21 protein-coding genes and 1 tRNA gene are annotated in these 20,035 nt (G+C 60.7%); 9 read left to right on the top strand and 13 right to left on the bottom strand.

Going from position 1 to position 20,035, the window contains the following annotated elements:
• The 5 genes from RTQ46_RS25605 to RTQ46_RS25585 form a co-directional block, all read right to left on the bottom strand.
• A partial coding sequence (locus tag RTQ46_RS25605) for an ATP-binding cassette domain-containing protein (RefSeq protein WP_409518374.1) occupies nucleotides 1–347 on the bottom strand: 347 nt, incomplete at its 3' end.
• A complete protein-coding gene (locus tag RTQ46_RS25600) occupies nucleotides 331–1,548 on the bottom strand; it encodes an ABC transporter permease subunit (protein WP_312440415.1) in 1,218 nt (405 codons plus the stop codon). The genes RTQ46_RS25600 and RTQ46_RS25605, both read right to left, overlap by 17 nt.
• 19 nt (nucleotides 1,549–1,567) lie before the next feature.
• Nucleotides 1,568–2,497 carry a branched-chain amino acid ABC transporter permease gene (locus tag RTQ46_RS25595; RefSeq protein WP_312440414.1) on the bottom strand — a complete coding sequence of 310 codons (930 nt, stop codon included), beginning with the start codon at nucleotides 2,495–2,497 and terminating at the stop codon, nucleotides 1,568–1,570.
• Between the two features lie 260 nt (nucleotides 2,498–2,757).
• Nucleotides 2,758–3,732 carry a 4-hydroxy-3-methylbut-2-enyl diphosphate reductase gene (gene ispH / locus RTQ46_RS25590; protein WP_312440413.1) on the bottom strand — a complete coding sequence of 325 codons (975 nt, stop codon included), beginning with the start codon at nucleotides 3,730–3,732 and terminating at the stop codon, nucleotides 2,758–2,760.
• A 10-nt stretch (nucleotides 3,733–3,742) separates the two neighbouring features.
• Nucleotides 3,743–4,198 (bottom strand): FKBP-type peptidyl-prolyl cis-trans isomerase, encoded by a 456-nt coding sequence (locus RTQ46_RS25585; protein ID WP_312440412.1) that lies wholly within the window; start codon nucleotides 4,196–4,198, stop codon nucleotides 3,743–3,745.
• Between the two features lie 110 nt (nucleotides 4,199–4,308).
• Here RTQ46_RS25585 and radC point away from each other — a divergent pair, with 110 nt between their 5' ends.
• The 3 genes from radC (at nucleotide 4,309) to rpmG (ending at nucleotide 5,655) form a co-directional block, all read left to right on the top strand.
• Complete coding sequence (radC, locus tag RTQ46_RS25580; protein ID WP_312440411.1) at nucleotides 4,309–4,983, top strand: RadC family protein; 675 nt, start codon at nucleotides 4,309–4,311, stop codon at nucleotides 4,981–4,983.
• Nucleotides 4,984–5,228: 245 nt separating this feature from the next.
• Nucleotides 5,229–5,465, top strand: coding sequence for a 50S ribosomal protein L28 (gene rpmB / locus RTQ46_RS25575; protein ID WP_010400928.1), 237 nt, complete (start codon nucleotides 5,229–5,231; stop codon nucleotides 5,463–5,465).
• 22 nt (nucleotides 5,466–5,487) lie between these two features.
• Nucleotides 5,488–5,655 carry a 50S ribosomal protein L33 gene (gene rpmG, locus RTQ46_RS25570; RefSeq protein WP_010400929.1) on the top strand — a complete coding sequence of 56 codons (168 nt, stop codon included), beginning with the start codon at nucleotides 5,488–5,490 and terminating at the stop codon, nucleotides 5,653–5,655.
• Between the two features lie 163 nt (nucleotides 5,656–5,818).
• Here the strand turns inward: rpmG and RTQ46_RS25565 are convergent, their stop codons facing one another.
• The 5 genes from RTQ46_RS25565 to RTQ46_RS25545 all read right to left on the bottom strand — a co-directional run bounded on the left by RTQ46_RS25565 (nucleotide 5,819) and on the right by RTQ46_RS25545 (nucleotide 11,128).
• On the bottom strand, nucleotides 5,819–7,027 hold the full coding sequence (locus tag RTQ46_RS25565) for a fatty acid desaturase (RefSeq protein WP_312440410.1): 1,209 nt from the start codon (nucleotides 7,025–7,027) through the stop codon (nucleotides 5,819–5,821).
• Nucleotides 7,028–7,158: 131 nt separating this feature from the next.
• Entirely contained in the window at nucleotides 7,159–8,517 is a 1,359-nt protein-coding gene (locus RTQ46_RS25560; protein WP_312440409.1) for a mechanosensitive ion channel family protein, read from the bottom strand.
• A gap of 106 nt (nucleotides 8,518–8,623) precedes the next feature.
• Nucleotides 8,624–9,943: an RsmB/NOP family class I SAM-dependent RNA methyltransferase gene (locus tag RTQ46_RS25555; RefSeq protein ID WP_312440408.1), complete on the bottom strand. Its 1,320-nt coding sequence runs from the start codon at nucleotides 9,941–9,943 to the stop codon at nucleotides 8,624–8,626.
• A 21-nt stretch (nucleotides 9,944–9,964) separates the two neighbouring features.
• On the bottom strand, nucleotides 9,965–10,573 hold the full coding sequence (gene purN, locus RTQ46_RS25550; RefSeq protein WP_312440407.1) for a phosphoribosylglycinamide formyltransferase: 609 nt from the start codon (nucleotides 10,571–10,573) through the stop codon (nucleotides 9,965–9,967).
• A gap of 156 nt (nucleotides 10,574–10,729) precedes the next feature.
• Nucleotides 10,730–11,128, bottom strand: coding sequence for a barstar family protein (locus RTQ46_RS25545; RefSeq protein WP_312440424.1), 399 nt, complete (start codon nucleotides 11,126–11,128; stop codon nucleotides 10,730–10,732).
• 399 nt (nucleotides 11,129–11,527) lie between these two features.
• Between RTQ46_RS25545 and RTQ46_RS25540 the strand changes: the two genes are divergently transcribed.
• The 5 genes from RTQ46_RS25540 to RTQ46_RS25520 all read left to right on the top strand — a co-directional run bounded on the left by RTQ46_RS25540 (nucleotide 11,528) and on the right by RTQ46_RS25520 (nucleotide 15,471).
• On the top strand, nucleotides 11,528–12,040 hold the full coding sequence (locus RTQ46_RS25540) for a glycine zipper 2TM domain-containing protein (RefSeq protein WP_312440406.1): 513 nt from the start codon (nucleotides 11,528–11,530) through the stop codon (nucleotides 12,038–12,040).
• 160 nt (nucleotides 12,041–12,200) lie between these two features.
• Entirely contained in the window at nucleotides 12,201–12,989 is a 789-nt protein-coding gene (locus tag RTQ46_RS25535; RefSeq protein WP_312440405.1) for a spermidine synthase, read from the top strand.
• A gap of 45 nt (nucleotides 12,990–13,034) precedes the next feature.
• Entirely contained in the window at nucleotides 13,035–14,819 is a 1,785-nt protein-coding gene (locus RTQ46_RS25530; RefSeq protein WP_312440404.1) for an ATPase, T2SS/T4P/T4SS family, read from the top strand.
• Between the two features lie 56 nt (nucleotides 14,820–14,875).
• Nucleotides 14,876–14,951 (top strand) — tRNA-Lys (locus RTQ46_RS25525).
• A 121-nt stretch (nucleotides 14,952–15,072) separates the two neighbouring features.
• Entirely contained in the window at nucleotides 15,073–15,471 is a 399-nt protein-coding gene (locus tag RTQ46_RS25520; protein ID WP_312440403.1) for a hypothetical protein, read from the top strand.
• Between the two features lie 2 nt (nucleotides 15,472–15,473).
• Here the strand turns inward: RTQ46_RS25520 and RTQ46_RS25515 are convergent, their stop codons facing one another.
• Together RTQ46_RS25515 and RTQ46_RS25510 are read right to left on the bottom strand one after the other, a co-directional pair.
• Nucleotides 15,474–15,980 (bottom strand): hypothetical protein, encoded by a 507-nt coding sequence (locus RTQ46_RS25515; protein ID WP_312440402.1) that lies wholly within the window; start codon nucleotides 15,978–15,980, stop codon nucleotides 15,474–15,476.
• Nucleotides 15,977–17,023, bottom strand: coding sequence for a lysozyme inhibitor LprI family protein (locus RTQ46_RS25510; protein ID WP_312440401.1), 1,047 nt, complete (start codon nucleotides 17,021–17,023; stop codon nucleotides 15,977–15,979). Before RTQ46_RS25510 ends, RTQ46_RS25515 begins: the two co-directional genes overlap by 4 nt.
• A gap of 178 nt (nucleotides 17,024–17,201) precedes the next feature.
• Between RTQ46_RS25510 and RTQ46_RS25505 the strand changes: the two genes are divergently transcribed.
• Nucleotides 17,202–19,358, top strand: coding sequence for a S9 family peptidase (locus tag RTQ46_RS25505; RefSeq protein WP_312440400.1), 2,157 nt, complete (start codon nucleotides 17,202–17,204; stop codon nucleotides 19,356–19,358).
• Nucleotides 19,359–19,415: 57 nt separating this feature from the next.
• Here RTQ46_RS25505 and RTQ46_RS25500 read toward each other — a convergent pair.
• Nucleotides 19,416–20,035, bottom strand: a 620-nt coding sequence (locus RTQ46_RS25500; protein ID WP_312440399.1) for an IS1595 family transposase, incomplete at its 5' end; no start/stop codon positions are given.

The raw sequence follows: 20,035 nt of genomic DNA, 5'->3' as shown, positions 1-20,035 counted from the left end.
TGGCGCCCGACCATCACGTTTTCCAGCGCCGTCATGTCGCCGAACAGGCGGATATTCTGGAACGTGCGCGCAATCCCTGCCTTGGCCACCTTGTGCGGCGCCGACGGCGAATACGGCTTGCCGGCCAGTTCGAAGGTACCCGTATCGGGCTGGTACAGGCCGGTGATCACATTGAAAAACGTGGTCTTGCCGGCGCCGTTCGGGCCGATCAGGCCATAGATCTGGCCTTGCCTGATGGTAATGCCCACATCGGTCAAGGCCTGCAGGCCGCCGAAGCGCTTGTTGACGCCGGCGATATTGAGAATGATCTGTTCGCTCAATGCGTTCTCCTCAGGCTGATACGACATCGGTCGATTTGTTGGGCTGGTCGACATCATGGTCGGGCCGGTCTTCGCTCTTCGGCGACGGCCACAGGCCGGCCGGACGGTTCAGCATGATCAGCACCATGGCCAGGCCATACAGCAGCTGGCGCAGCACTTCCGCCTCGATCACGACCTTGCCGAACAGCGCCTGCTGGGCTGGCTCGACCACATGGCGCAGCAGCTCGGGGATCGAGGCCAGGATCACGCCGCCCAAAATCACGCCCGGGATATGGCCGATGCCACCGAGCACCACCATCGCCAGCACGGCGATCGATTCGGTCAGCGAGAACGATTCGGGCGAGACAAAGCCCTGGAACGAGGCAAACATGGCGCCCGCCACGCCGCCGAACGAGGCGCCCATCGAGAACGCCAGCAGTTTGACGTTGCGCGTGTTGATGCCCATCGCTTTGGCGGCGATCTCGTCCTCGCGGATCGCCACCCAGGCGCGGCCCAGGCGCGAGTGCTGCAGCCGCTTGGTGACGAACACCACGGCGATGCACAGGAACAGGAACAAGAAGTAATAGGCGTTCACGGACGGCATCGAAAAACCGCCCAGCATCACGGTGCTGTTGCTGCCAGCCTCGCCTGCCAGGTTGACGCCGAACACGCGGATCGGATCGATCAGGTTGATGCCCTGCGGCCCGTTGGTGAAATTGATCGGATCGTTGAGGTTGTTCATGAAGATGCGGATGATCTCGCCAAAGCCCAGCGTGACGATGGCCAGGTAGTCGCCGCGCAGTTTCAGTGTCGGCGCGCCCAGCAGTGCGCCGAACAGGCCGGCCACCGCAGCGGCCAGCGGCACGATGACCCATACCGACAGATGGATGCCGTTCTCGCGGATTTCCGGCCCCATCAGCTGCACCAGCGACTCGCCAAACACCGGATACTGGTTGATCACCGATTCGAGCAGGATGGCGAACTGGGGCGACGCCAGCAGCGCCGTCAGGTAGGCGCCGACCGCGTAAAACGCGATATACCCAAGGTCGAGCAGGCCGGCAAAGCCCACCACGATATTCAGACCCAAAGCGAGCATGATGTACAGCAACGCCATGTCGATGATGCGCACCCACGAGTTGCCGAACTGGGCGGCAAAGAACGGAAACACCATCAGCAGCGCGGCCAGGCCGACCATGCCGGCGTACGCTTTGGCCGGGTTCTTTTTGACGTCGAAGTCGAGCAGTGCCATTTTTTATCTCCTAATGACGTCAGGCGCGGTCAGCCACGCGTTCGCCCATGATGCCGGACGGGCGCAGGGTCAGCACGATGATCAGCACGACAAAGGCAAAGATGTCCTGGTAGTGGCTGCCGAGGAACCCGCCGGTGATATCGCCGATATAGCCGGCGCCCAGACTTTCGATAATACCCAGCAAGATGCCGCCGATCATGGCGCCGTAGATATTGCCGATGCCGCCCAGCACTGCGGCGCAGAACGCCTTCAGGCCGGGGATCGCGCCCATCGAGAATTGAATCGAAGCATAGTTGGCGCCCCACATCACGCCGGCCACGGCAGCCAGTGCGGCGCCGATGGCAAACGTGGCGACGATGACCTTGTCGGAATCGACGCCCATCAGGCCGGCCACGCGCGGATTTTCCGCCGTGGCCCGCATGGCGCGGCCCATCCTGGTTTTTTCCACCAGGATCACCAGCGCGCCCATGGAGATGGCGGCCAGGGCCAGCAGCAGCACTTGCGTCTGCGAAATCACCGCGCCGCCGATATTGATCGGATCGGTTGACAGCAGTTGCGGGAACGGCAGCGGGTTGCGGGTCCAGATCATCATGGCAAAGGTCTGCAGCAGGATGGACACGCCGATGGCGGTAATCAGGGGGGCAAGACGGGGGGCGTTGCGCAGGCGGCGGTAGGCGACCCGCTCGATGATGATGTTGACCAGGATACAGGCGGGAATCGCGCCGAGAATGGCGGTGGCCAGTTTCAGGTAGCCGGGCCAGTCCGGCACATAAATGCCCAGCAGCTTCAAAATGCTCAGGCCCACCATAGCACCGACCATGAGCACGTCGCCGTGGGCGAAGTTAATCAGGTTCAGCACGCCGTACACCATCGTATAACCGAGGGCGACCAGGGCATACATGCTGCCCAGCACCAGGCCGTTGATGATTTGCTGGATGAATGTATCCATGTCAGTTTGCCCTATCGATCTGCATTTGTCGGGAACAACTTTTACCTGCCATGCTGCCGCTGATAAAAAAACGGCACCGAAGGAAAAATTCCTGCAGTGCCATCCTTGGACCATCATCACCAAGTTGGTGCACGCACCATTAACGGGCGCGCGCCTACTTGGCTATAACGACAACATATTCAAGCTCCGAACAATCATAACGATCTTTTGCAAAAACTAAGCTTGGAATAAATCAAACAATTCCGAATTAAATTCAGTTATCAGGCGGGAGTTTCTCCGAAGCTGACCTGCTCGACTACCCGTTTCACGCCATCGAGACCCTTCGGCATCGGGAATGTGACGGCTTCCTGCACGCCGTCCAGTGGCCGCACACTCTTCACGCCACACTCTTTCAGGCGGTCGATCACGGCTTGCACCAGCACCTCGGGCGCCGACGCGCCAGCCGTCACACCCACGCGCAGCTTGCCTTCCAGCCAGGCCGGGTCGATCTGCGAGGCGTTATCGACCATGTACGCAGGCGTGCCCATCTTGTCTGCCACTTCGCGCAGGCGGTTCGAATTCGAGCTGTTCGGGCTGCCGACCACGATCACCACTTCCACCTGCGGCGCCATGAATTTGACGGCTTCCTGGCGGTTGGTGGTGGCGTAGCAAATATCGCCTTTTTTCGGCTCGGAAATATTCGGAAATTTCGCTTTCAGCGCCGCAATAATGTCGCTAGTGTCGTCAACTGACAACGTTGTCTGCGAAACATAGGCCAGGCTGTCCGGATTGGCCACCTGCAAGGCTGCCACATCCTGGAGCGTTTCCACCAGATGCATGCCTTTTTCGGCCTGGCCCATGGTGCCTTCGACCTCGGGATGGCCATCGTGGCCGATCATAATGATCTCGCGGCCTTCGCGGCGCATCTTGGCCACTTCCATGTGCACCTTGGTCACCAGCGGGCAAGTGGCGTCAAAAATGCTTAAACCGCGCGATTCGGCCTCGGCGCGCACGGCTTTCGACACGCCATGGGCCGAAAACACCAGCGTATTGCCGGCCGGTACGTCATCGAGGTCATCGATGAAGATGGCGCCCTTGTTGCGCAGGTCGGCCACCACATAGGCGTTATGGACGATTTCATGGCGCACATAGATGGGCGCACCAAATTGTTGCAGCGCACGCTCGACGATTTCGATCGCCCGGTCAACCCCGGCGCAAAAGCCGCGCGGCTGGGCCAGTAACAGTTCCTTGTCCATGGTCATCTCCTCAGAGCACCGAAATCAACTTGACTTCAAACCGCAGCGGCTGGCCGGCCAGCGGGTGGTTGAAGTCGAACAGGGCCGAATCGTCGCGCATTTCGCGCAGGACGCCGGCAAAACGGCCGCCACCGGGGGCGGCGAAATCGACCAGGTCGCCAATCTTGTAGTCGGCGCCCGGTACCGAGTTTTCGTCCAGCGTGGCGCGCGACACCGATTGCACCAGGTCCGGATGACGCTCGCCAAAGCCTTCGCTGGCGGCCAGCTCGAAGGTTTGATGTGTGCCTTCAGGCAAACCCAGCAGGCGCTCTTCCAGGAACGGCGCCAGCTGGTTCTGTCCCAGCATCAGGGTCGCCGGATTTCCATTGAAGGTAGTGACAATATCAGTACCGTCCAGCGTGGCAAGACGATAATGCAGGGTGAGATAGGCCGCTTTGGTGACAACTGCTGGTTGCTGGTTGGACATGGTCATTTTTCAGGTAACTGATGCAAACCGATATTGTAAGCCACACTGGCCGCGCCTGCCCCATGCGTCCATCAAACGATGAGCATGCCGCACAACACGGGAGAGCAAACATGGCAATCAAGGACTGGCCCGCCCGCGAGCGGCCCCGGGAACGGCTGATCGAAGACGGCGCGCACACGCTGTCGGATGCGGAATTGCTGGCCGTCTTCCTGCGCACGGGCGTGCGCGGCAAGAGCGCGGTGCAGCTGGCGCGCGACACGGTCGAACACTTCGGCTCGCTGCGCGGCCTGTTCGGCGCCAGCCTGGTCAATTTTTCCGCCGTGCACGGCATGGGCAGCGCCAAGTTCGCCCAGCTGCAGGCGGTGATGGAACTGGCGCGCCGCGCCATCGTCGAAGAACTGCAGTCGGGCCAGGCCCTGAACTCGCCCCATGCCGTGAAAGACTATCTGCGCATGACCATGGGCAACCTCGGCCATGAATCGTTCCATGTGCTGTTCCTCGACGTGAAGAACCGCCTGATCAGCACGCGCGAAATGTTTCGCGGCACCCTCACCCATACCAGCGTCTATCCGCGCGAAGTGGTGAAACAGGCGCTGGTGCACAACGCGGCCAGCGTGATGCTGGCGCACAACCACCCTTCCGGCACGCCGGAGCCGAGCGAATCGGACCTGCTGCTGACGCGCGCGCTGGTGCAGGCGCTGTCGCTGGTCGATATCCGCATCCTCGACCATTTCGTGGTGGCCGGCCGCCAGGTGCATTCGTTCGCCGAACACGGCCAACTCTAGGCTGCATGCGCGTCTGCAAAGTTTACCATGTGTAAACAAGGACATACGCATGCCCATCTCTGCTGTTGCCTACCAGTAAACAACGGTGTTTACCAGATTTTTCATGGAGAAAATGGCGGCAACTTCAATTGTTAAATAAATCCAATACAACAAGACACAATTGTTTTTCGCAAGTCATTGATAAATCTGATTTTTTTGGATATACTCTCGTTTTTCCAATTTGGAATGTCTTTAAGGAGTGCGCCATGGCACGTGTTTGCCAAGTCACTGGGAAGAAGCCGATGGTCGGCAACAATGTTTCCCATGCAAACAACAAAACCAAACGTCGTTTTTTGCCTAACTTGCAGAATCGTCGTATTTTTGTTGAATCTGAAAACCGCTGGGTCTCCCTGCGTTTGTCCAACGCCGGTCTGCGCGTCATCGATAAAGTCGGCATCGACGCCGTATTGGTCGACATGCGCGCTCGTGGCGAAAAAGTCTAATTAGCAGAACAAGGGAGCTATCATGGCAAAATCAGGCCGCGACAAAATCAAGTTAGAATCGACCGCCGGTACGGGTCACTTCTACACGACCACCAAAAACAAGCGTACGACGCCTGCGAAAATGGAGATCATGAAATTTGATCCTAAAGCACGCAAGCACGTGACGTACAAAGAAACCAAGATCAAGTAATCGATCTTTGTATCTGAAAAAAAACCGCTCATTGAGCGGTTTTTTTTTGGGGTCAGACCCTTTGGGTCTGACCCCGGCATTTTAAGGGTTGGGACAGGGTTACACTTAACCCGCAAACCCCAAAAGCAAAAACTGGGGTCAGACCCACAGGGTCTGCCCCCTCTCAAGCGTAGCTGCGCAGGCGCAGGGAAAACTCCTGCAGCGACTTGATGCCCGACGCCTCGGCACGCACGCACCAGTCCTGCAGCTTCTGCAGCAGCTGCTCGCGCGTAAAATGCGAGCGCTCCCAGATGGCGCCCAGCTCGACGCGCATATGGTGCATGGTTTCCAGCGACTTGCTGTGCTGGAACAGCTCGGACAATTGCTCGTGATGCGCATCGGCCAGCTTGCCCGGTTCGCGCTGCATCAGCTTGCGCGACGATTTCAGGAAACGCTTTTCCAGTTCTGCCTTGTCTTTCAGGTGTTCCAGCTCTTCCTTCCAGGCCGACTTGATCGACTTGGCGTACTTGGCCATCACGTCATAGCGGTTGGCGATTACCGACTGCAAGGTGTCGAAATCGGCCTCCAGCTTGCCATGCGAGAACTTCGGTTCTGGCGCCAGCTTCTTCACCTTGGCCAGGCCCAGCATTTCCAGGCAGCGGATATACGCCCAGCCGATATCGAACTCATACCATTTTGACGACAGCTTGGCCGACGTTGCATATGTATGATGGTTGTTATGGAGTTCTTCGCCGCCGATCAGGATGCCGAACGGGATGATGTTGGTGGCAGCATCGGCGCAGTCATAGTTGCGGTAGCCCCAGTAATGGCCGATGCCGTTGATGATGCCGGCTGCCGTCACGGGGATCCACATCATCTGCACCGCCCACACCGAAATGCCGATCACGCCGAACAGGGCGAAATTGATGAACAGCAGCGAGACCACGCCCAGCCAGCTGTATCTGGTGTACAGATTGCGCTCGATCCAGTCAGTTGGCGTGCCATGGCCGTATTTGGCCATGGTTTCCAGGTTTTTCGACTCGGCACGGTACAGCTCGGCACCTTCCCAGAATACCTTCTTGATGCCGCGCGTGACGGGGCTGTGCGGATCTTCTTCCGTATCGCATTTTGCATGATGCTTGCGGTGGATCGCGGCCCATTCCTTGGTCACCTGGCCGGTGGTCAGCCACAGCCAGAAACGGAAAAAGTGGCTGGGAATGGCGTGCAATTCCAGCGCGCGGTGCGCCTGGTGGCGATGCAGGTAAATCGTGACGCTGGCGATGGTGATATGGGTCACCACCATGGTGTACAGAAAGACCTGCCATGCGGACAGATCGGTGATGCCTGTTGCCATGAACTGCAATACGTCATGTAAAACGGAACTCAATGTCATTACTACTCCAGGTGGATGGGGCTTGTACACGTTCGCTCCAGCCGCGCTGGAGGGTCAATATTCGACAATTTTAGGCGTGATTGTACGCCCTTATGGGCATGATCAGGCGTTTTTGAAAGCAGGCAGCGAGTTCAGGGCTGCATGCCGGGAGACGTGGATTCAGCTTCCGCGACCCCGGTCAGGGCGGTTGGCGGGGCGCCGATAATACGCAACTCGCGTTGCGGGAATGGTACGGACACCTTATGTTCTTGCAACGTACGCCAAATGGCGCGATTCACATTCGACTTCACCCCGCCAGTGCCGTTTTCCGGATCCGAGATCCAGAAGCCGATCTGCAGGTCCAGGCCATCGGCGCCGAAGCGCACCAGCGTCGCCGACGGTGGTTTGCTTTTGGAAACGCGGGGCACACTGGCCGTCGCCGCTTCCAGTAACGGGAAGATAACGTCAATATCGGTTTCATAGCCAACCGATACGGTGGCAGACAACCATACCATGCGATTGCTGAGCGACATGTTCTGTACGCCGCCCGAGATCAGCATTTCATTCGGCACGATGGATTCAACGCCATCGCCACCCAATAACACAGTATAGCGCGTATTAATCTGCGTCACTTTTCCGCTGAACTGCCCCACCGTGATCATGTCGCCGATGGTCAGGCTGCGGTCGAGCAGGATGATGAATCCGGACACAAAATTGGCGGCAATCTTCTGCAGGCCAAAGCCGAGCGCCACGCCGAACGCGCCGCCGAACACCGACAGCACGGTCAGGTCGATGCCCACCAGCGACAGGCTGACCAGCACGGAAACGAGGATCAGTACGGCGCGGCCCATGCGCGACATCACCACCCGCAAGGATGAGTGCAGGCCCTGCATTTTCATCAGGCGGTCGTCGAGCGCGGTACCGGCCCACATCGCCAGCACCATCAGCACGGCCACCGAAATAGCGGCTTGCAAGATGGCAGCCACCGACACTTTGTTGCGTCCCAGCGGCACCACGATACTTTCCAGGAATTCATGCAATTCCGGCCACAGTCCCGTGATATACAGGGCCATGCCCAGCCATACGACAATGGTAAATACCTTTTCCAGCAGCAGCATGGTCGGGCTGATCTCGCCATGGCGCGCAAAGATGCGGCGCAGCACATAAAAGCCGAAGCGCACCAGCGCCATCGAGGTGCACAGCGGCACCGCGATACTGAGCAGGTTGACGCTCTGGAACCTGGCCAGGAAATGCTGGGATATCCCCAGAAGCAACGCGGTCAGCACCGGTGTCAGGATGCGGATAAAGCTCTCCGTGCGAGTGCGCACTTCGGCGCTGGCCGGCGGCATGGCGGCATCGGCCCGCTTGGCCAGCATGGCGCGCAGCTGGCGCACGAAGATCCAGCTCAGCGCCAGGCAGGCGACGATGGCCAGCGCCTGCCACAGGATGGCCGGTTGACGGAAATCATCGACAAAATCGGTGATCAGATTGAGCAGCGGAGTCTGGGTCATGGCGGATGCAGTGGAAGGTGTGACGGGATGAGCAAGCGCTCACGCCAGGCGGGCTGGCTGGAAACAACAGCGGCCGCTGCGAGTGCAGCGGCCGCCAGCAATACGATTACTCGGCTGCCTCGGCGTCAGCCTCGTCGGCCGGCTTTTCGTCGGCGTAGACTTTTTTCGGCATGACCTTGCGCTCGAACACGGCAGCAAAGAAGCCATCGGTCTGGTGCAAATGCGGCAGCAGTTTCAAATAGTCGCCCATCTCCAGTGCGATCTTCTGCTCGGCCAGCACCTTGTTCATCGGCACCAGGGTGAAGTCGGGATTGGCCGCCAGGAACTGCTCGGCGATCGCATCGTTTTCTTCATTGAGGAAACTGCAGGTGGCGTACACCAGGCGCCCGCCGCCCTTGACCAGGCGCGCGGCGCCGGCCAGGATCGCTGCCTGCTTGGCTTGCAGTTCGACGATGGAGTTCGGCTGCTGGCGCCATTTCACGTCCGGATTGCGGCGCAGGGTACCCAGGCCACTGCACGGTGCGTCGACCAGCACGCGGTCGATCTTGCCGGCCAGGCGCTTGATCTTGGCATCGCGTTCATGCGCGATCTGCACCGGATGCACGTTCGACAGGCCGCTGCGGGCCATGCGCGGTTTCAGCTTGGCCAGGCGTTTTTCCGACACGTCGAATGCGTACAAGCGGCCCGTGTTGCGCATCAATGCACCGAGGGCCAGGGTCTTGCCGCCTGCGCCGGCACAGAAATCGACCACCATCTCGCCGCGCTTGGCGCCGACGATCTGCGACAGGATCTGGCTGCCTTCGTCCTGCACTTCAATGGCGCCGCTCTGGAACAGGGGCATGTTCTGCAGCGACGGCTTCTTGATCACGCGCAGGCCCAGCGGGGCGTACGGCGTCGGCGTGCTGAGGATCGGCGCTTCGGCCAAAGCCAGCATCACGTCGTCACGCGTGGCCTTGAGCGAGTTGACGCGCAGGTCCAGCGGCGCCGGCGAATTCAAGGCATCGGCCAGCTGCATGGTTTCGGCTTCGCCGAACTGGGCGATCAGCTTGTCGAACAGCCACTTCGGCATGTTCGAGCGCATATTGGCCGGCATCAGGTTACGGTCGATCTGCTTGATGCGTTCCAGCCATTCCACTTCTTCTTCCGTCAGGCCGCCCAGCGAATCGGCGCCCATCGCTTCGGCCAGGCCCAGGATGGTCAGGCGGCGCATGGTCGGGCCATTGCCCGCTTCGGCGAAATCGGTAAAGAAGGACTTGTTGCGCAGCACGGCATAGATGCCTTCGGCGATGGCGCCGCGCTCGCGCGAACCGAGGCGTGGGTGGTCGCGGAAATAGCGCGACAGGGTAGTGTCGGCTGGCGCCGTGAAACGTAAAATTTCGCGCAACACTTCTTCAGCATTGGCAAGTATCGCTGGTGGCAATCTCATTGTTATTCTTCCTGTAATATTTTATTGAGGGTCCACGCGGACCTGGCCATGCTCTACCGACAGTTTATCGTCAATGAACAGGCGGATGGCGCGCGGGTAAAGCAGATGTTCCTGTACCAGCACGCGCGCCGATAAGCTCTCTTCTGTATCGCCCGGCAAGACGGGGACCGTGGCGCTGGCCACGGCCGGACCATGATCGAGTTCGGCGGTGACGAAATGCACGGTCGCGCCGTGTTCCGTCACGCCGGCCTCGAGCGCCTGCCGGTGCGTCGCCATGCCCGGGAACAGCGGCAGCAGCGATGGGTGGATATTGAGCATGCGCCCCGCATAGTGCTCGACAAACGGTTCGGTCAGGATGCGCATGAAACCGGCCAGCACCACCAGGTCGGGGGCAAAGCCGTCGATGACGTTCCGCAAGGCCGCGTCAAATTCGGCGCGGCTGGCGTAATCCTTGTTGGCAACGACTGCGGTCGCTATCCCATGTTGCGCGGCAAAGACCAGGCCCTGGGCGTCGGCCCGGTTACTGATAACGGCGGCAATGCGGGCAGGCCATTGTTCGGCTTGCGCGGCACGTACCACCGCTTCCATATTGCTGCCACGTCCGGAAATAAGGATAACGATATTTTTCATAGCGCGCATTGTACCCGCTATGACGGTGCGAACCAAGAAAGGCAGAGGGGATTGTTGCGGCGCAGCATACATGAAAACCGGCGCCAGCAGGTCATTTTTCTGGATGCTGATTCCCGGTGCCGTAGCATTTCAGGCACACGGAAGTAAAGCAAGCGCTTACTCGAAGGAGTAGAAGACGCGGAACGGGACTTTTTTCTCGGCCCAGTAGTCCGCTGCATCACGGAACACATCGAGCAGGATCTCGCGCGCTTCCTTGTCGAATTTCTGGGTATTGGGCAATTGCTCGAGGACTACCAGGAAACCCGTCTGGGTTCCGGCCTTGAACATCGTGTCCGTCAGGCAAAGACGCAAGGCATCGAAATTCTTGGCCAGGTTTTTGGGGAACAAAAATGCTTCGGCGATGATGCCGATGACTTGCTGCTTGGTCAGTCCGGCATTGCAGTGGGCATATAAAAAGTGCTGCCCGAGACGAATCGCCTCGTCTTGTAACTCGGTCACGCGAAAGGCGCGGATGGACTGGACAAGGTTGGGCGGCACGGTTATTAACAAACTCATTTTTCCCTCAAATCGACCTGTTATGTATGGATCTTTTCCGGCTGCTCTGTTTTGCATTCTCCACCTGCGGGTCAATACGCACGCGGCGCGTCGTTCGGCATCGGTTCGGCATGCGAAGACGGCGTTTTTATAAAGCCATACGCGTATTAGGGTAACGTGTTGTCCTGCATGAATCAACCCGAATATGATATCAAACGCAAGATTTGTTACAAACCGCCAGTTTCAAGTCACTTTCAATCTTTTGTATCGATTGAAAGTGCATGTTACAAGCCAAGGGGCAAGCAGCTTGTGTTGTTACATTTTGTTGCCAGCCGTATGACACCGGCGAGAGCAAGCGGATTACACTGGAATCACGTTGCAAATAACACTCTGAAGTTACTCTACATAACGAGGTAAAAAATGAACCTGCAAGCCAAATTGATCGTGTCAGCCCTTTGTATCGGTGCTTTGCCACTTGCCCAGGCCGCCGACTTCGAAGATTTCGGCAAGGTCGTGCGCGTGGTGCCGCAAGTGGAACAGATCAACCGTCCACGCCAGGAATGCCGCACGGAATACGTGCAGGTTCAGGCCCCGCCGCAACAGCGCAGCGCCGGCGGCTCGATCGTCGGCGGTATCGCCGGTGCCCTGCTGGGCAGCCAGGTCGGTAGCGGCAATGGCCGCACGGCCGCCGCCGCTGCCGGCGCGATTGCCGGCGCCGTCGTCGGTGACCGCGTGGACAACCAGAACAACTACCAGGGTGGTCCGCAGGAGCAAGCCATCAAGCAATGCCGCCAGGTCGATCACTGGGAGTCGCGCAACAATGGCTACCAGGTGACCTACGATTACCGCGGCCGCAACTACACCAACATCACCTCGTACGACCCGGGCGAACGCATCCGCCTGCGCGTATCGATCGAACCAGCTCAGCAGTGACGCATGACATAAGCTGCTGCGCGTCGGTATAGGCGTTGTTACCCAGTAGTACATCCTTCTACCAGGCTTTTTACGCAGTAGTACATCCATATAGTGCCGGTCCCCAGGGGCCGGCATTTTTCGTTGCACGCTATAATGCGGCACACTTTCAGGCCGCCTTATGCTTATCAAACGAAAATCCATCGAACAAGTCGAATCCTCGCGTCCCGCGCGCAAGCCGCGCTATGCGCCCGTTACCCTGTCCGAAATGGATGGCGTGCGCTATCTGCATTTCGGTACCGAATGGGTGCAGGGCGCGATGCGCATCCGCAAGCCCGACTGGCCGGAACTGGAATACGCGCAGCAAATGATGGCCTGGATGCTGTGGATTAAAGAACCGCAGCGCGTGGCGCAGCTGGGCCTGGGCACGGCCGCGCTGACCAAGTTCTGCTACCGCACGTTTCCACAGGCGCAGGTCGACGCGATCGAACTGAATCCGTCCGTGATCGCCATCTGCGAGTCGATGTTCAAGCTGCCGCCGAATGACGATCGCCTGCACGTGCGCGAGATGGATGCACTCGACTACGTCAACGACGACGCCAACCACGGCACGCTCGACGCGCTGCAGGTCGACCTGTACGACGCCACAGCGCGCGGGCCCGTGCTCGACAGCGCCGATTTCTATACCGCCTGCTGCGCCTGCCTGGCGCCGCACGGCATCATGACGGTCAATCTGTTTGGCGACCACCCCAGCTATGCCAAAAACATCAAGGCGATGACGTTTGCGTTCGCACAGGTGATCTGCCTGCCGGAAGTCCATGATGGGAACGTCGTGGCGATCGCCTTCAAGACCAAAGTGCCGCTCGATGCCGAGGCGCAAGTCGCCCTGCTCGAACGCGCCAGGCAGATCGTCGCCGATACCAAGCTGCCCGCCAAAACCTGGCTCAAGGGCATCCAGAGCACGCTGTAAGCCGCCCCGCTTTTACCCTGCCGGCGGCCATGAAAGGCGCCGGCCATGTCTCCCTCCCCTGCTTCCGCTCCGCTCGACCTGCAGGAAATCATTTCGTGGCTGCTGGCCGATGGCTATCTGGCCGCCGACACGATTGCCGAAATCCGCACCCGCGCGCAGACCTGTCTGCAGCACAGCAAGCCCATCCACCCGCTATGCGCCGTGGCCGACTGCCAGCTGCGCTCGGCGCTGGCACCGCATGCGCCACTGACTCTCGATACGCTGTGCGCCTGGCTGGCGAAGCGCGCCGGCCTGCCCTATCTGCGCATCGATCCCCTGAACATCGATTTCAGCAAAGTAGCGGACGTGATGACGGCCAGCTATGCGGCGCGCTTCAATATCCTGCCCGTGGAGAGCAACGTGGAACGCATCGTGATCGCCACAGCGCAGCCGTATGCGCTGGGCTGGCAGTCCGAACTGGGACGGCTGGCGCCGCGCAAGCTGCACCTGGTGATCGCCAACCCGCTGCTGATCGCCGATTACATCGCGCAGTTTTTCGGCCTGGCCGGCTCCGTCAAGGTGGCGCGGCAATCGTCCACGCAAGACCTGTCGCTGCGCCACAACTTCGAGCAGCTGGTAGAACTGGGCCGCAGCAAGGGCAGTTTGGACGCCAACGACCAGCATGTGGTGCGCATCGTCGACTGGCTGTGGCAATACGCGTTTGCCCAGCGCGCCTCGGATATTCACCTGGAACCGAAGCGCGACGCCGGCTTCGTGCGCCTGCGCATCGATGGCCTGCTGCACCAGGCGTATCAGGTGCCGCCGGTGGTGATGCTGGCCATGACGGCGCGCATCAAATTGCTGGGCCGCATGGACATGGTGGAAAAGCGCCGCCCCCAGGACGGCCGTATCAAGACGCGCAATGCGCAGGGCCAGGAAATCGAACTGCGCCTGTCCACCCTGCCCACCGCGTTTGGCGAAAAACTGGTGATGCGCATTTTCGATCCCGAGGTGGTCATGAAAAGCCTGGACCAGCTGGGCTTTCCGCCGGCCGACGCACGGCGCTGGCGCGACCTGACGGCGCGCACGCACGGTATCGTGCTGGTGACAGGCCCGACTGGCTCCGGCAAGACCACCACCTTGTACAGCACGCTGAAAGCACTGGCCAGCAGCGAAGTCAATGTGTGCACGGTGGAAGACCCGATTGAAATGGTCGAGCCTGCCTTCAACCAGATGCAGGTGCAGGCCGAGCTGTCGTTTGCCGACGGCGTGCGCGCGCTGCTGCGGCAGGACCCGGACATCATCATGGTCGGCGAAATCCGCGACCTGGCCACCGCCGAGATGGCGGTCCAGGCCGCACTGACGGGCCACCTGGTGCTGTCGACCCTGCACACCAACGATGCGCCGTCGGCCGTGATGCGGCTGCTGGAACTGGGCGTGCCAGCCTACCTGCTCGAAGCGAGCCTGGTCGGCGTGCTGGCCCAGCGCCTGCTGCGCTGCCTGTGCCCCGATTGCAAGCAGGAAGACGCGGCGCCAGCGGACGCCCAATGGCACAGCCTGACGGGTGGCCAGCTGGCGCGCCCCACTGCCAGCTACCTCCCCGTCGGCTGCCCGCAGTGCCGGCAAAGCGGCTACCGGGGCCGGGCCGGCATTTATGAACTGTTGACCGTTAGCGAACGCTTCAGCCAGCTGGTCAGGGAAGGCGCCGACCTGCATGCCTTGCGGCGCCAGAGCATGCTGGACGGCATGACGCCGCTGCGGCTGGCCGGCGCACACAAGGTGGCCGAGGGCATGACCACCATCGGCGAAGTGCTGAAGATTACGGCGGCGCTGCACCAGCTTGCCGGCTAGCAGCCAAAAAAGGACTTTGCATTCTTTCGCCAGCCATATATAATGCGGCCTCTTTCGGGTCGTTAGCTCAGCTGGTAGAGCAGCGGACTTTTAATCCGTTGGTCGCAGGTTCGAATCCCGCACGGCCTACCACGAATGCGCAGTACGAAAAAGCCCATCTTCACGGATGGGCTTTTTTCGTTAACGTACGAATGCCGGCGGCTGGCGCGGTGCTACCATGGGGCCATGTCCATCACCGACCTCGAAGGCCTTCGTGAAACTTGCCACCCTCTTTCTGCTTGCCGCTTCTCATCTTTCTGCACAGACTCAGACGCCCATCGTGCTCGATGGCCAGTACAGCCTGCGCACGGACGAAACGAGCTTGCAGCTGATCGGCGAACATGTCTGCTTCGCACCGGACAAGGCCCAGTGGGGGCGATTGCCGCGTCCGGCAGCCAAGCACGATGCCTGGTTCTGCTTTGCCAACGACGCCGAAGCGCGCAAGCTGTTGCGCGTGCCCGTACGACAGCCTGACAATTGCGGCTGGCAGGCGCGTGCCCGCATCATCATCGACACGTACCAGCCGTATCTGCAGGAGGGCGACGGCCACGACATGGCGCGCCTGGCATCGGTGGACAAGGTGGCGCAGCCGAACGCCATCGCCTGCGAATAGTTTTAATCCAGCTCGTATTCCTGCAAATAGCGCGCAAACAGTGCGTGGTCCGACAAAGGACACGCCAGGCCCGCATTCCAGTCGGCCAGCAGCAATTGCTCCGGCAACGGCAGGCGCAGCAGTTCCGGCATGGCGTCGCTGCACCACAGGTCGGCCACGATACCGTGCTCATCGAGGCCGGCGAACAGGGTTTCCGTATCCTCCCCGCCAAATGCCAGTACATTCCTGCATTCCACGCGGTAGCTGCTGTAGCCGGTAAATACGGCGTCGTACGGCGGCAGCACATCCTGCACTGCCAGCCGCAGCTGCTCGGCCGTGATGCCCAACGTACACAGCTTCGACGCTGCCTCTTCGCGCACATGCATCTCGGTCCAGCCGGCGCCGCTCCGGTGGGCGCCGGCAAACACCTGCTGTTCTCCCATCTGCCTCAAGCAGTGTTGCAGGCTGTCGAGCGGCAGCAGCTCGACCTGGCAGAAGTCGTCTTCGTGATAATAGGCCTCGCGCATCATTTCACCAGCAACTCTTCCAGTTGCGTATTGCGGCGCGCTGTCAATACCGCAGCCCACGTGTCGCTGCTGACGGACGGATAGTGCGCGGCGCCAAAGGCCAGCCACGCGTCGCGGTACTTGAGCCACAGGCGCTGGGTGTCGCGGATGCCGTCTTTCTCGACGGCGCCGGCGTAGGTGTCTGCAGGCTGCTTCATCAGCTTGCCGTAGATCACGTTCAGCTGTTTGTCGCGCGCCTGCGCCTGTGCCTTGGTAGCAGCGGCCGGCAGCTTGCCCGCTTCATATTGCTTGACGTCCTGCGCCAGCAATTCCAGCTCGGCATTACGGGCGGCGATGCTCATGGCGGCGCGCGCCGTGCCGCTAAGGTCGGTTTCCTTGCCGGCACGGGCGTCGGCAAAGTTGGCTGTCGCCGTTTCCAGTTTCCTGAACGATGCCTGCGCTGCGGCCGGCCAGTTGGCGTTGGTCTTGCCGGTGGCGGCGCTGCGCGCACGGTTTTTCTGGCGCGCATCGATGGCGCTGCATACGCCCATCATGTAGCCACTGGTAATGTCGTCGCACAGGTCGATATTGCCCTGCCCGCTGGCGGCCAGTTGTTGCAGGTGTTCGACGCGGCCCGCCATCTCGGCCGGTGCGGCGCCGATGCTGCACGCGTATTTCAGCGCCAGCGGCGGCGCCTTGGCCACGCCCTGCCCGTTTTGGTACAGCATCATCAGCACTTCGCTGTTGTTGGTTGCCACGGCGCAATGGCGCACCTGGCGCCAGTCTTCCGGCTTGGCGGCGGACATACTCTTGGTATCGTAATACAGGTCGCTGGCCTTGCATTGCTGCAAAGAGGCGGCGGCGGACGGCGCGGGCAGGTCGGCCGGCGGCGGCGCGGCCATGGCGACCTTCATGCAGGCCGCATACCAGGCGGTCGTTTCCGCCTGGCCCACGCCCATGGCGCTGGTATTCGGGTACGGCGCAGCGTCGGCGGCGATCGACTGGCCTGCCAGCAGAGCCGTCGAAGCCAACACGGCCGTTTTCAATAAGGATAGATAAATTTTCATGGGCTGGCGGCGCGAGCGTAAGGAAAGCGGCAAGTTTAACTGATCGACAAGCGGCGCCGCGTCCGGCAGGCAGCGCATGGCGATGGTAAGTAACGGTACCTCGCCTTGGCATGCGGCAAATTCATCGGCAATAATGTTGCCCTTCGTATTCTTTTCAATCACGTCCAGGACCCTGCTCATGACATCACCCCGTCTTCGCCGTTCCCTTGCTTCGCTGCTGATCGCGGCGGCATGCGCCTCGCTTGCCCAGGCTGCCGATACCACGGCCGCCACTCCCGCTGCCGCCACGCAAACCGCCAAACATGCCATCACGCATGAAGATGTGTGGCTGATGAAGCGCGTGGGCGCGCCGGTCGCCAGCCCCGACGGCAAATGGGCCGTGTTTTCCGTGGTCGACAGCGCCTACGACAGCAAGGACCAATGGTCGGACCTGTGGATCAAGTCGCTCACGGACGACAGCGCGGCGCGCCGCCTGACGTTTTCAAAAGGTGGCGAAGGCGCCGTGGCCTGGTCGCCCGACAGCCGCCAGCTGGTGTTCGTCGCCAGGCGCGACGGTGACGAGGCCGGCCAGATCTACCGACTGGACGTGGTGGCTGGCGGCGAAGCACAACGTTTGACCACCCTGACCCTGGGCGCGCGCATGCCGAAGTGGAGCCCGGACGGCAAGCAGCTGCTGTTTATCAGCGACATCTACCCCGGCAACAAGACCGAAGCGGACGTCAAACAGAGCGCGAAAGAGCGCAAGGACCGCAAGTACAGCGCCCGCTCGTATGAAACCACGGCGCCGCGCTACTTCGACAAATGGCTGACCGACAAGCAGGTGCGGCTGTTCGTGATCGATGTACAAGCTGCGGCCCAGCCGGAATCGCCCCCGCGCGATATCCTGTCTGGCACGCAACTGGTGGCGCTGCCGGGCTTTGGCGGCGGCCAGGGCGATGAAGGACAGTCGCTGGACGCGATCTGGACGCCGGACGGCAAGGGCGTGGTGTTCAATGCGGCCACCAACCACGATGCGGCCCAGCGCGCCGCCGTGCACTCCCAGCTGTACCTGGTGCCGGCAGCCGGTGGCGAGCCGCAGAAGCTGACACAGGACCAGCGCAGCTATGGCGCGCTGAAATTTTCCGCCGACGGCAAGACGCTGTTCACCCTGAGCGACGCGGAAACGCCGGGCAAGGTCTACGACGTGAAACGCCTGGCCAGCTTTGCCTGGCCGCTGGTCAATCCTGCGCCGACCATCCTGACTGACAAGCTCGACCGTTCGATCTCGCGCTTCGTGCTGCCGGACGGCGGCAAGCGCGTGATTTTCAGCTATGAACATGCTGGCCTGGAAAAGCTGTATTCGATGGATGTGAAAGGCGGCGAGGTACGCGACGAGCCGTCCTTGCCTACCGGCAGCATCAGTTCGCTCAGCAGCGGCGGCAAGGCGCTGGTCGGCGTCTGGGAGTCCAGCATCAATCCGCCTGAAATCTATGCATTCAACGGCAAGCAGCCGAAACGCCTGACCGATTTCAATACGGAGAAGGCCGGCAAGATAGCCTGGCAGGCGCCCGAACACTTCTGGTTCAGGACAGCGGACGGCCGCCAGATCCACAATATGATCGTCAAGCCGGCCAACTTCGATCCGAACAAAAAATATCCGCTGTTTACCGTGATCCACGGCGGCGCGGCCAGCATGTGGCGCGACCAGTTCGTGCTGCGCTGGAACTATCATCTGCTGGCCAAGCCCGGCTATATCGTGCTGCTGACCGACTACAAGGGTTCGACCGGATATGGCGAGGAGTTTGCCCGCTCGATCCAGTTCGATCCGCTGAAAGGACCGGCCGACGAGATCAACCAGGGCGTCGACGAAGCGATCAAAAAATATTCCTTCATCGACAGCAACAAACTGGCAGCGGGCGGCGCCAGCTATGGCGGCCACCTGGCCAACTGGCTGCAGGCGACCACCACGCGCTACAAGGCCATCGTCTCGCACGCGGGCGAGATGGACCTGATCATGCAATGGGGCACCAGCGACGGCGGCTTCGGCCGTGAAGTCAATGCGGGCGGCCCGGTCTGGTCCAACCTGCCCGTCTGGCGCGATCAAAGCCCGATCATGCAGGCGGGTAACCACGAAAAAGGCACGGGTTTTACCACCCCGATCCTGATCACAGTGGGCGAACTCGACTATCGCGTGCCGGCCAATAATGCGCTGATGAACTTTGCGGTGCAGCAGCGCCTGAATGTGCCGGCCAAGCTGCTGGTGTTCCCCGATGAAAACCACTGGATTTTAAAAGGCGAGAACAGCCGCTTCTTCTATAGCGAAGTGGAAGGCTGGCTGGCAAAGTATCTGAACTGATCTCTGCCAGCGCCGTTGAAAGCCGGCTCCTGCTCAGGCAGGACCGGCTTTTTTAGGCTATGTCACCATCATGTGTGGAAAGGTTCCCATGGTGGCCTTGAGCAAGCTTTGTGACGAGATAATTCTCCTGGCATCAAGGATCCAGCGCCATCCCAGATAGTTCGGCAGATAGCGTGTCGCCACGCCATGAAACGCGCTCAGCCATCCGCGCAGGCGGCTGTGATAGGCATTCACGTTCTGGACGTGGACGGTGCCACGCACGCGGATGCCCGCGCGCAAGTTCACCGCCGCATGCGCAATACCGAACTCGCGGGCGAACACGGGATAGGCAGGATGGCCATCGCTCACCAGCAAAATGTCGCGATCGATGATGCCCGGCAGGCATGCTTGCAGTTTGGCCTTGCTGAGCTGGCCACGGCCAGCGACAAAATCGATGGTTTGCCCGGTGCGGTCGCGCGCCACCAGGATGCACACATGTTCATCGGAAATGCCGCGCTGGCGCGCTGCGCCGCCACGCTGGCGCGCCGGCCGCGTCAGGTGCCGCGATCCCTTCTGTGATTCGAGCAGATACATCTCATCGGCTTCGGTAATGCCGTGCAGGCAGCGGGGCCGGTCGGTCTTCGCCAGCGCCAGGAAACGATGGCGCCAGCGAAAGCTGGTGTTGCGGTGGATGTGAA

The organism is Janthinobacterium sp. (assembly GCF_031995485.1).
Taxonomy (GTDB): domain Bacteria; phylum Pseudomonadota; class Gammaproteobacteria; order Burkholderiales; family Burkholderiaceae_D; genus Janthinobacterium.
The sequence above is the reverse complement of the archived record's forward strand: the minus strand, read 5'-3'. Positions and strand labels throughout refer to the sequence as shown.

Bases quoted from the DNA above. Each gene is read 5' to 3' on its own strand.
- RTQ46_RS25600 (WP_312440415.1), bottom strand. From the start codon at position 1,548: ATGGCACTGCTCGACTTCGACGTCAAAAAGAACCCGGCCAAAGCGTAC.
- RTQ46_RS25595 (WP_312440414.1), bottom strand. From the start codon at position 2,497: ATGGATACATTCATCCAGCAAATCATCAACGGCCTGGTGCTGGGCAGC.
- ispH (WP_312440413.1), bottom strand. From the start codon at position 3,732: ATGGACAAGGAACTGTTACTGGCCCAGCCGCGCGGCTTTTGCGCCGGG.
- RTQ46_RS25585 (WP_312440412.1), bottom strand. From the start codon at position 4,198: ATGTCCAACCAGCAACCAGCAGTTGTCACCAAAGCGGCCTATCTCACC.
- radC (WP_312440411.1), top strand. From the start codon at position 4,309: ATGGCAATCAAGGACTGGCCCGCCCGCGAGCGGCCCCGGGAACGGCTG.
- rpmB (WP_010400928.1), top strand. From the start codon at position 5,229: ATGGCACGTGTTTGCCAAGTCACTGGGAAGAAGCCGATGGTCGGCAAC.
- rpmG (WP_010400929.1), top strand. From the start codon at position 5,488: ATGGCAAAATCAGGCCGCGACAAAATCAAGTTAGAATCGACCGCCGGT.
- RTQ46_RS25565 (WP_312440410.1), bottom strand. From the start codon at position 7,027: ATGACATTGAGTTCCGTTTTACATGACGTATTGCAGTTCATGGCAACA.
- RTQ46_RS25560 (WP_312440409.1), bottom strand. From the start codon at position 8,517: ATGACCCAGACTCCGCTGCTCAATCTGATCACCGATTTTGTCGATGAT.
- RTQ46_RS25555 (WP_312440408.1), bottom strand. From the start codon at position 9,943: ATGAGATTGCCACCAGCGATACTTGCCAATGCTGAAGAAGTGTTGCGC.
- purN (WP_312440407.1), bottom strand. From the start codon at position 10,573: ATGAAAAATATCGTTATCCTTATTTCCGGACGTGGCAGCAATATGGAA.
- RTQ46_RS25545 (WP_312440424.1), bottom strand. From the start codon at position 11,128: ATGAGTTTGTTAATAACCGTGCCGCCCAACCTTGTCCAGTCCATCCGC.
- RTQ46_RS25540 (WP_312440406.1), top strand. From the start codon at position 11,528: ATGAACCTGCAAGCCAAATTGATCGTGTCAGCCCTTTGTATCGGTGCT.
- RTQ46_RS25535 (WP_312440405.1), top strand. From the start codon at position 12,201: ATGCTTATCAAACGAAAATCCATCGAACAAGTCGAATCCTCGCGTCCC.
- RTQ46_RS25530 (WP_312440404.1), top strand. From the start codon at position 13,035: ATGTCTCCCTCCCCTGCTTCCGCTCCGCTCGACCTGCAGGAAATCATT.
- RTQ46_RS25515 (WP_312440402.1), bottom strand. From the start codon at position 15,980: ATGATGCGCGAGGCCTATTATCACGAAGACGACTTCTGCCAGGTCGAG.
- RTQ46_RS25510 (WP_312440401.1), bottom strand. From the start codon at position 17,023: ATGAAAATTTATCTATCCTTATTGAAAACGGCCGTGTTGGCTTCGACG.
- RTQ46_RS25505 (WP_312440400.1), top strand. From the start codon at position 17,202: ATGACATCACCCCGTCTTCGCCGTTCCCTTGCTTCGCTGCTGATCGCG.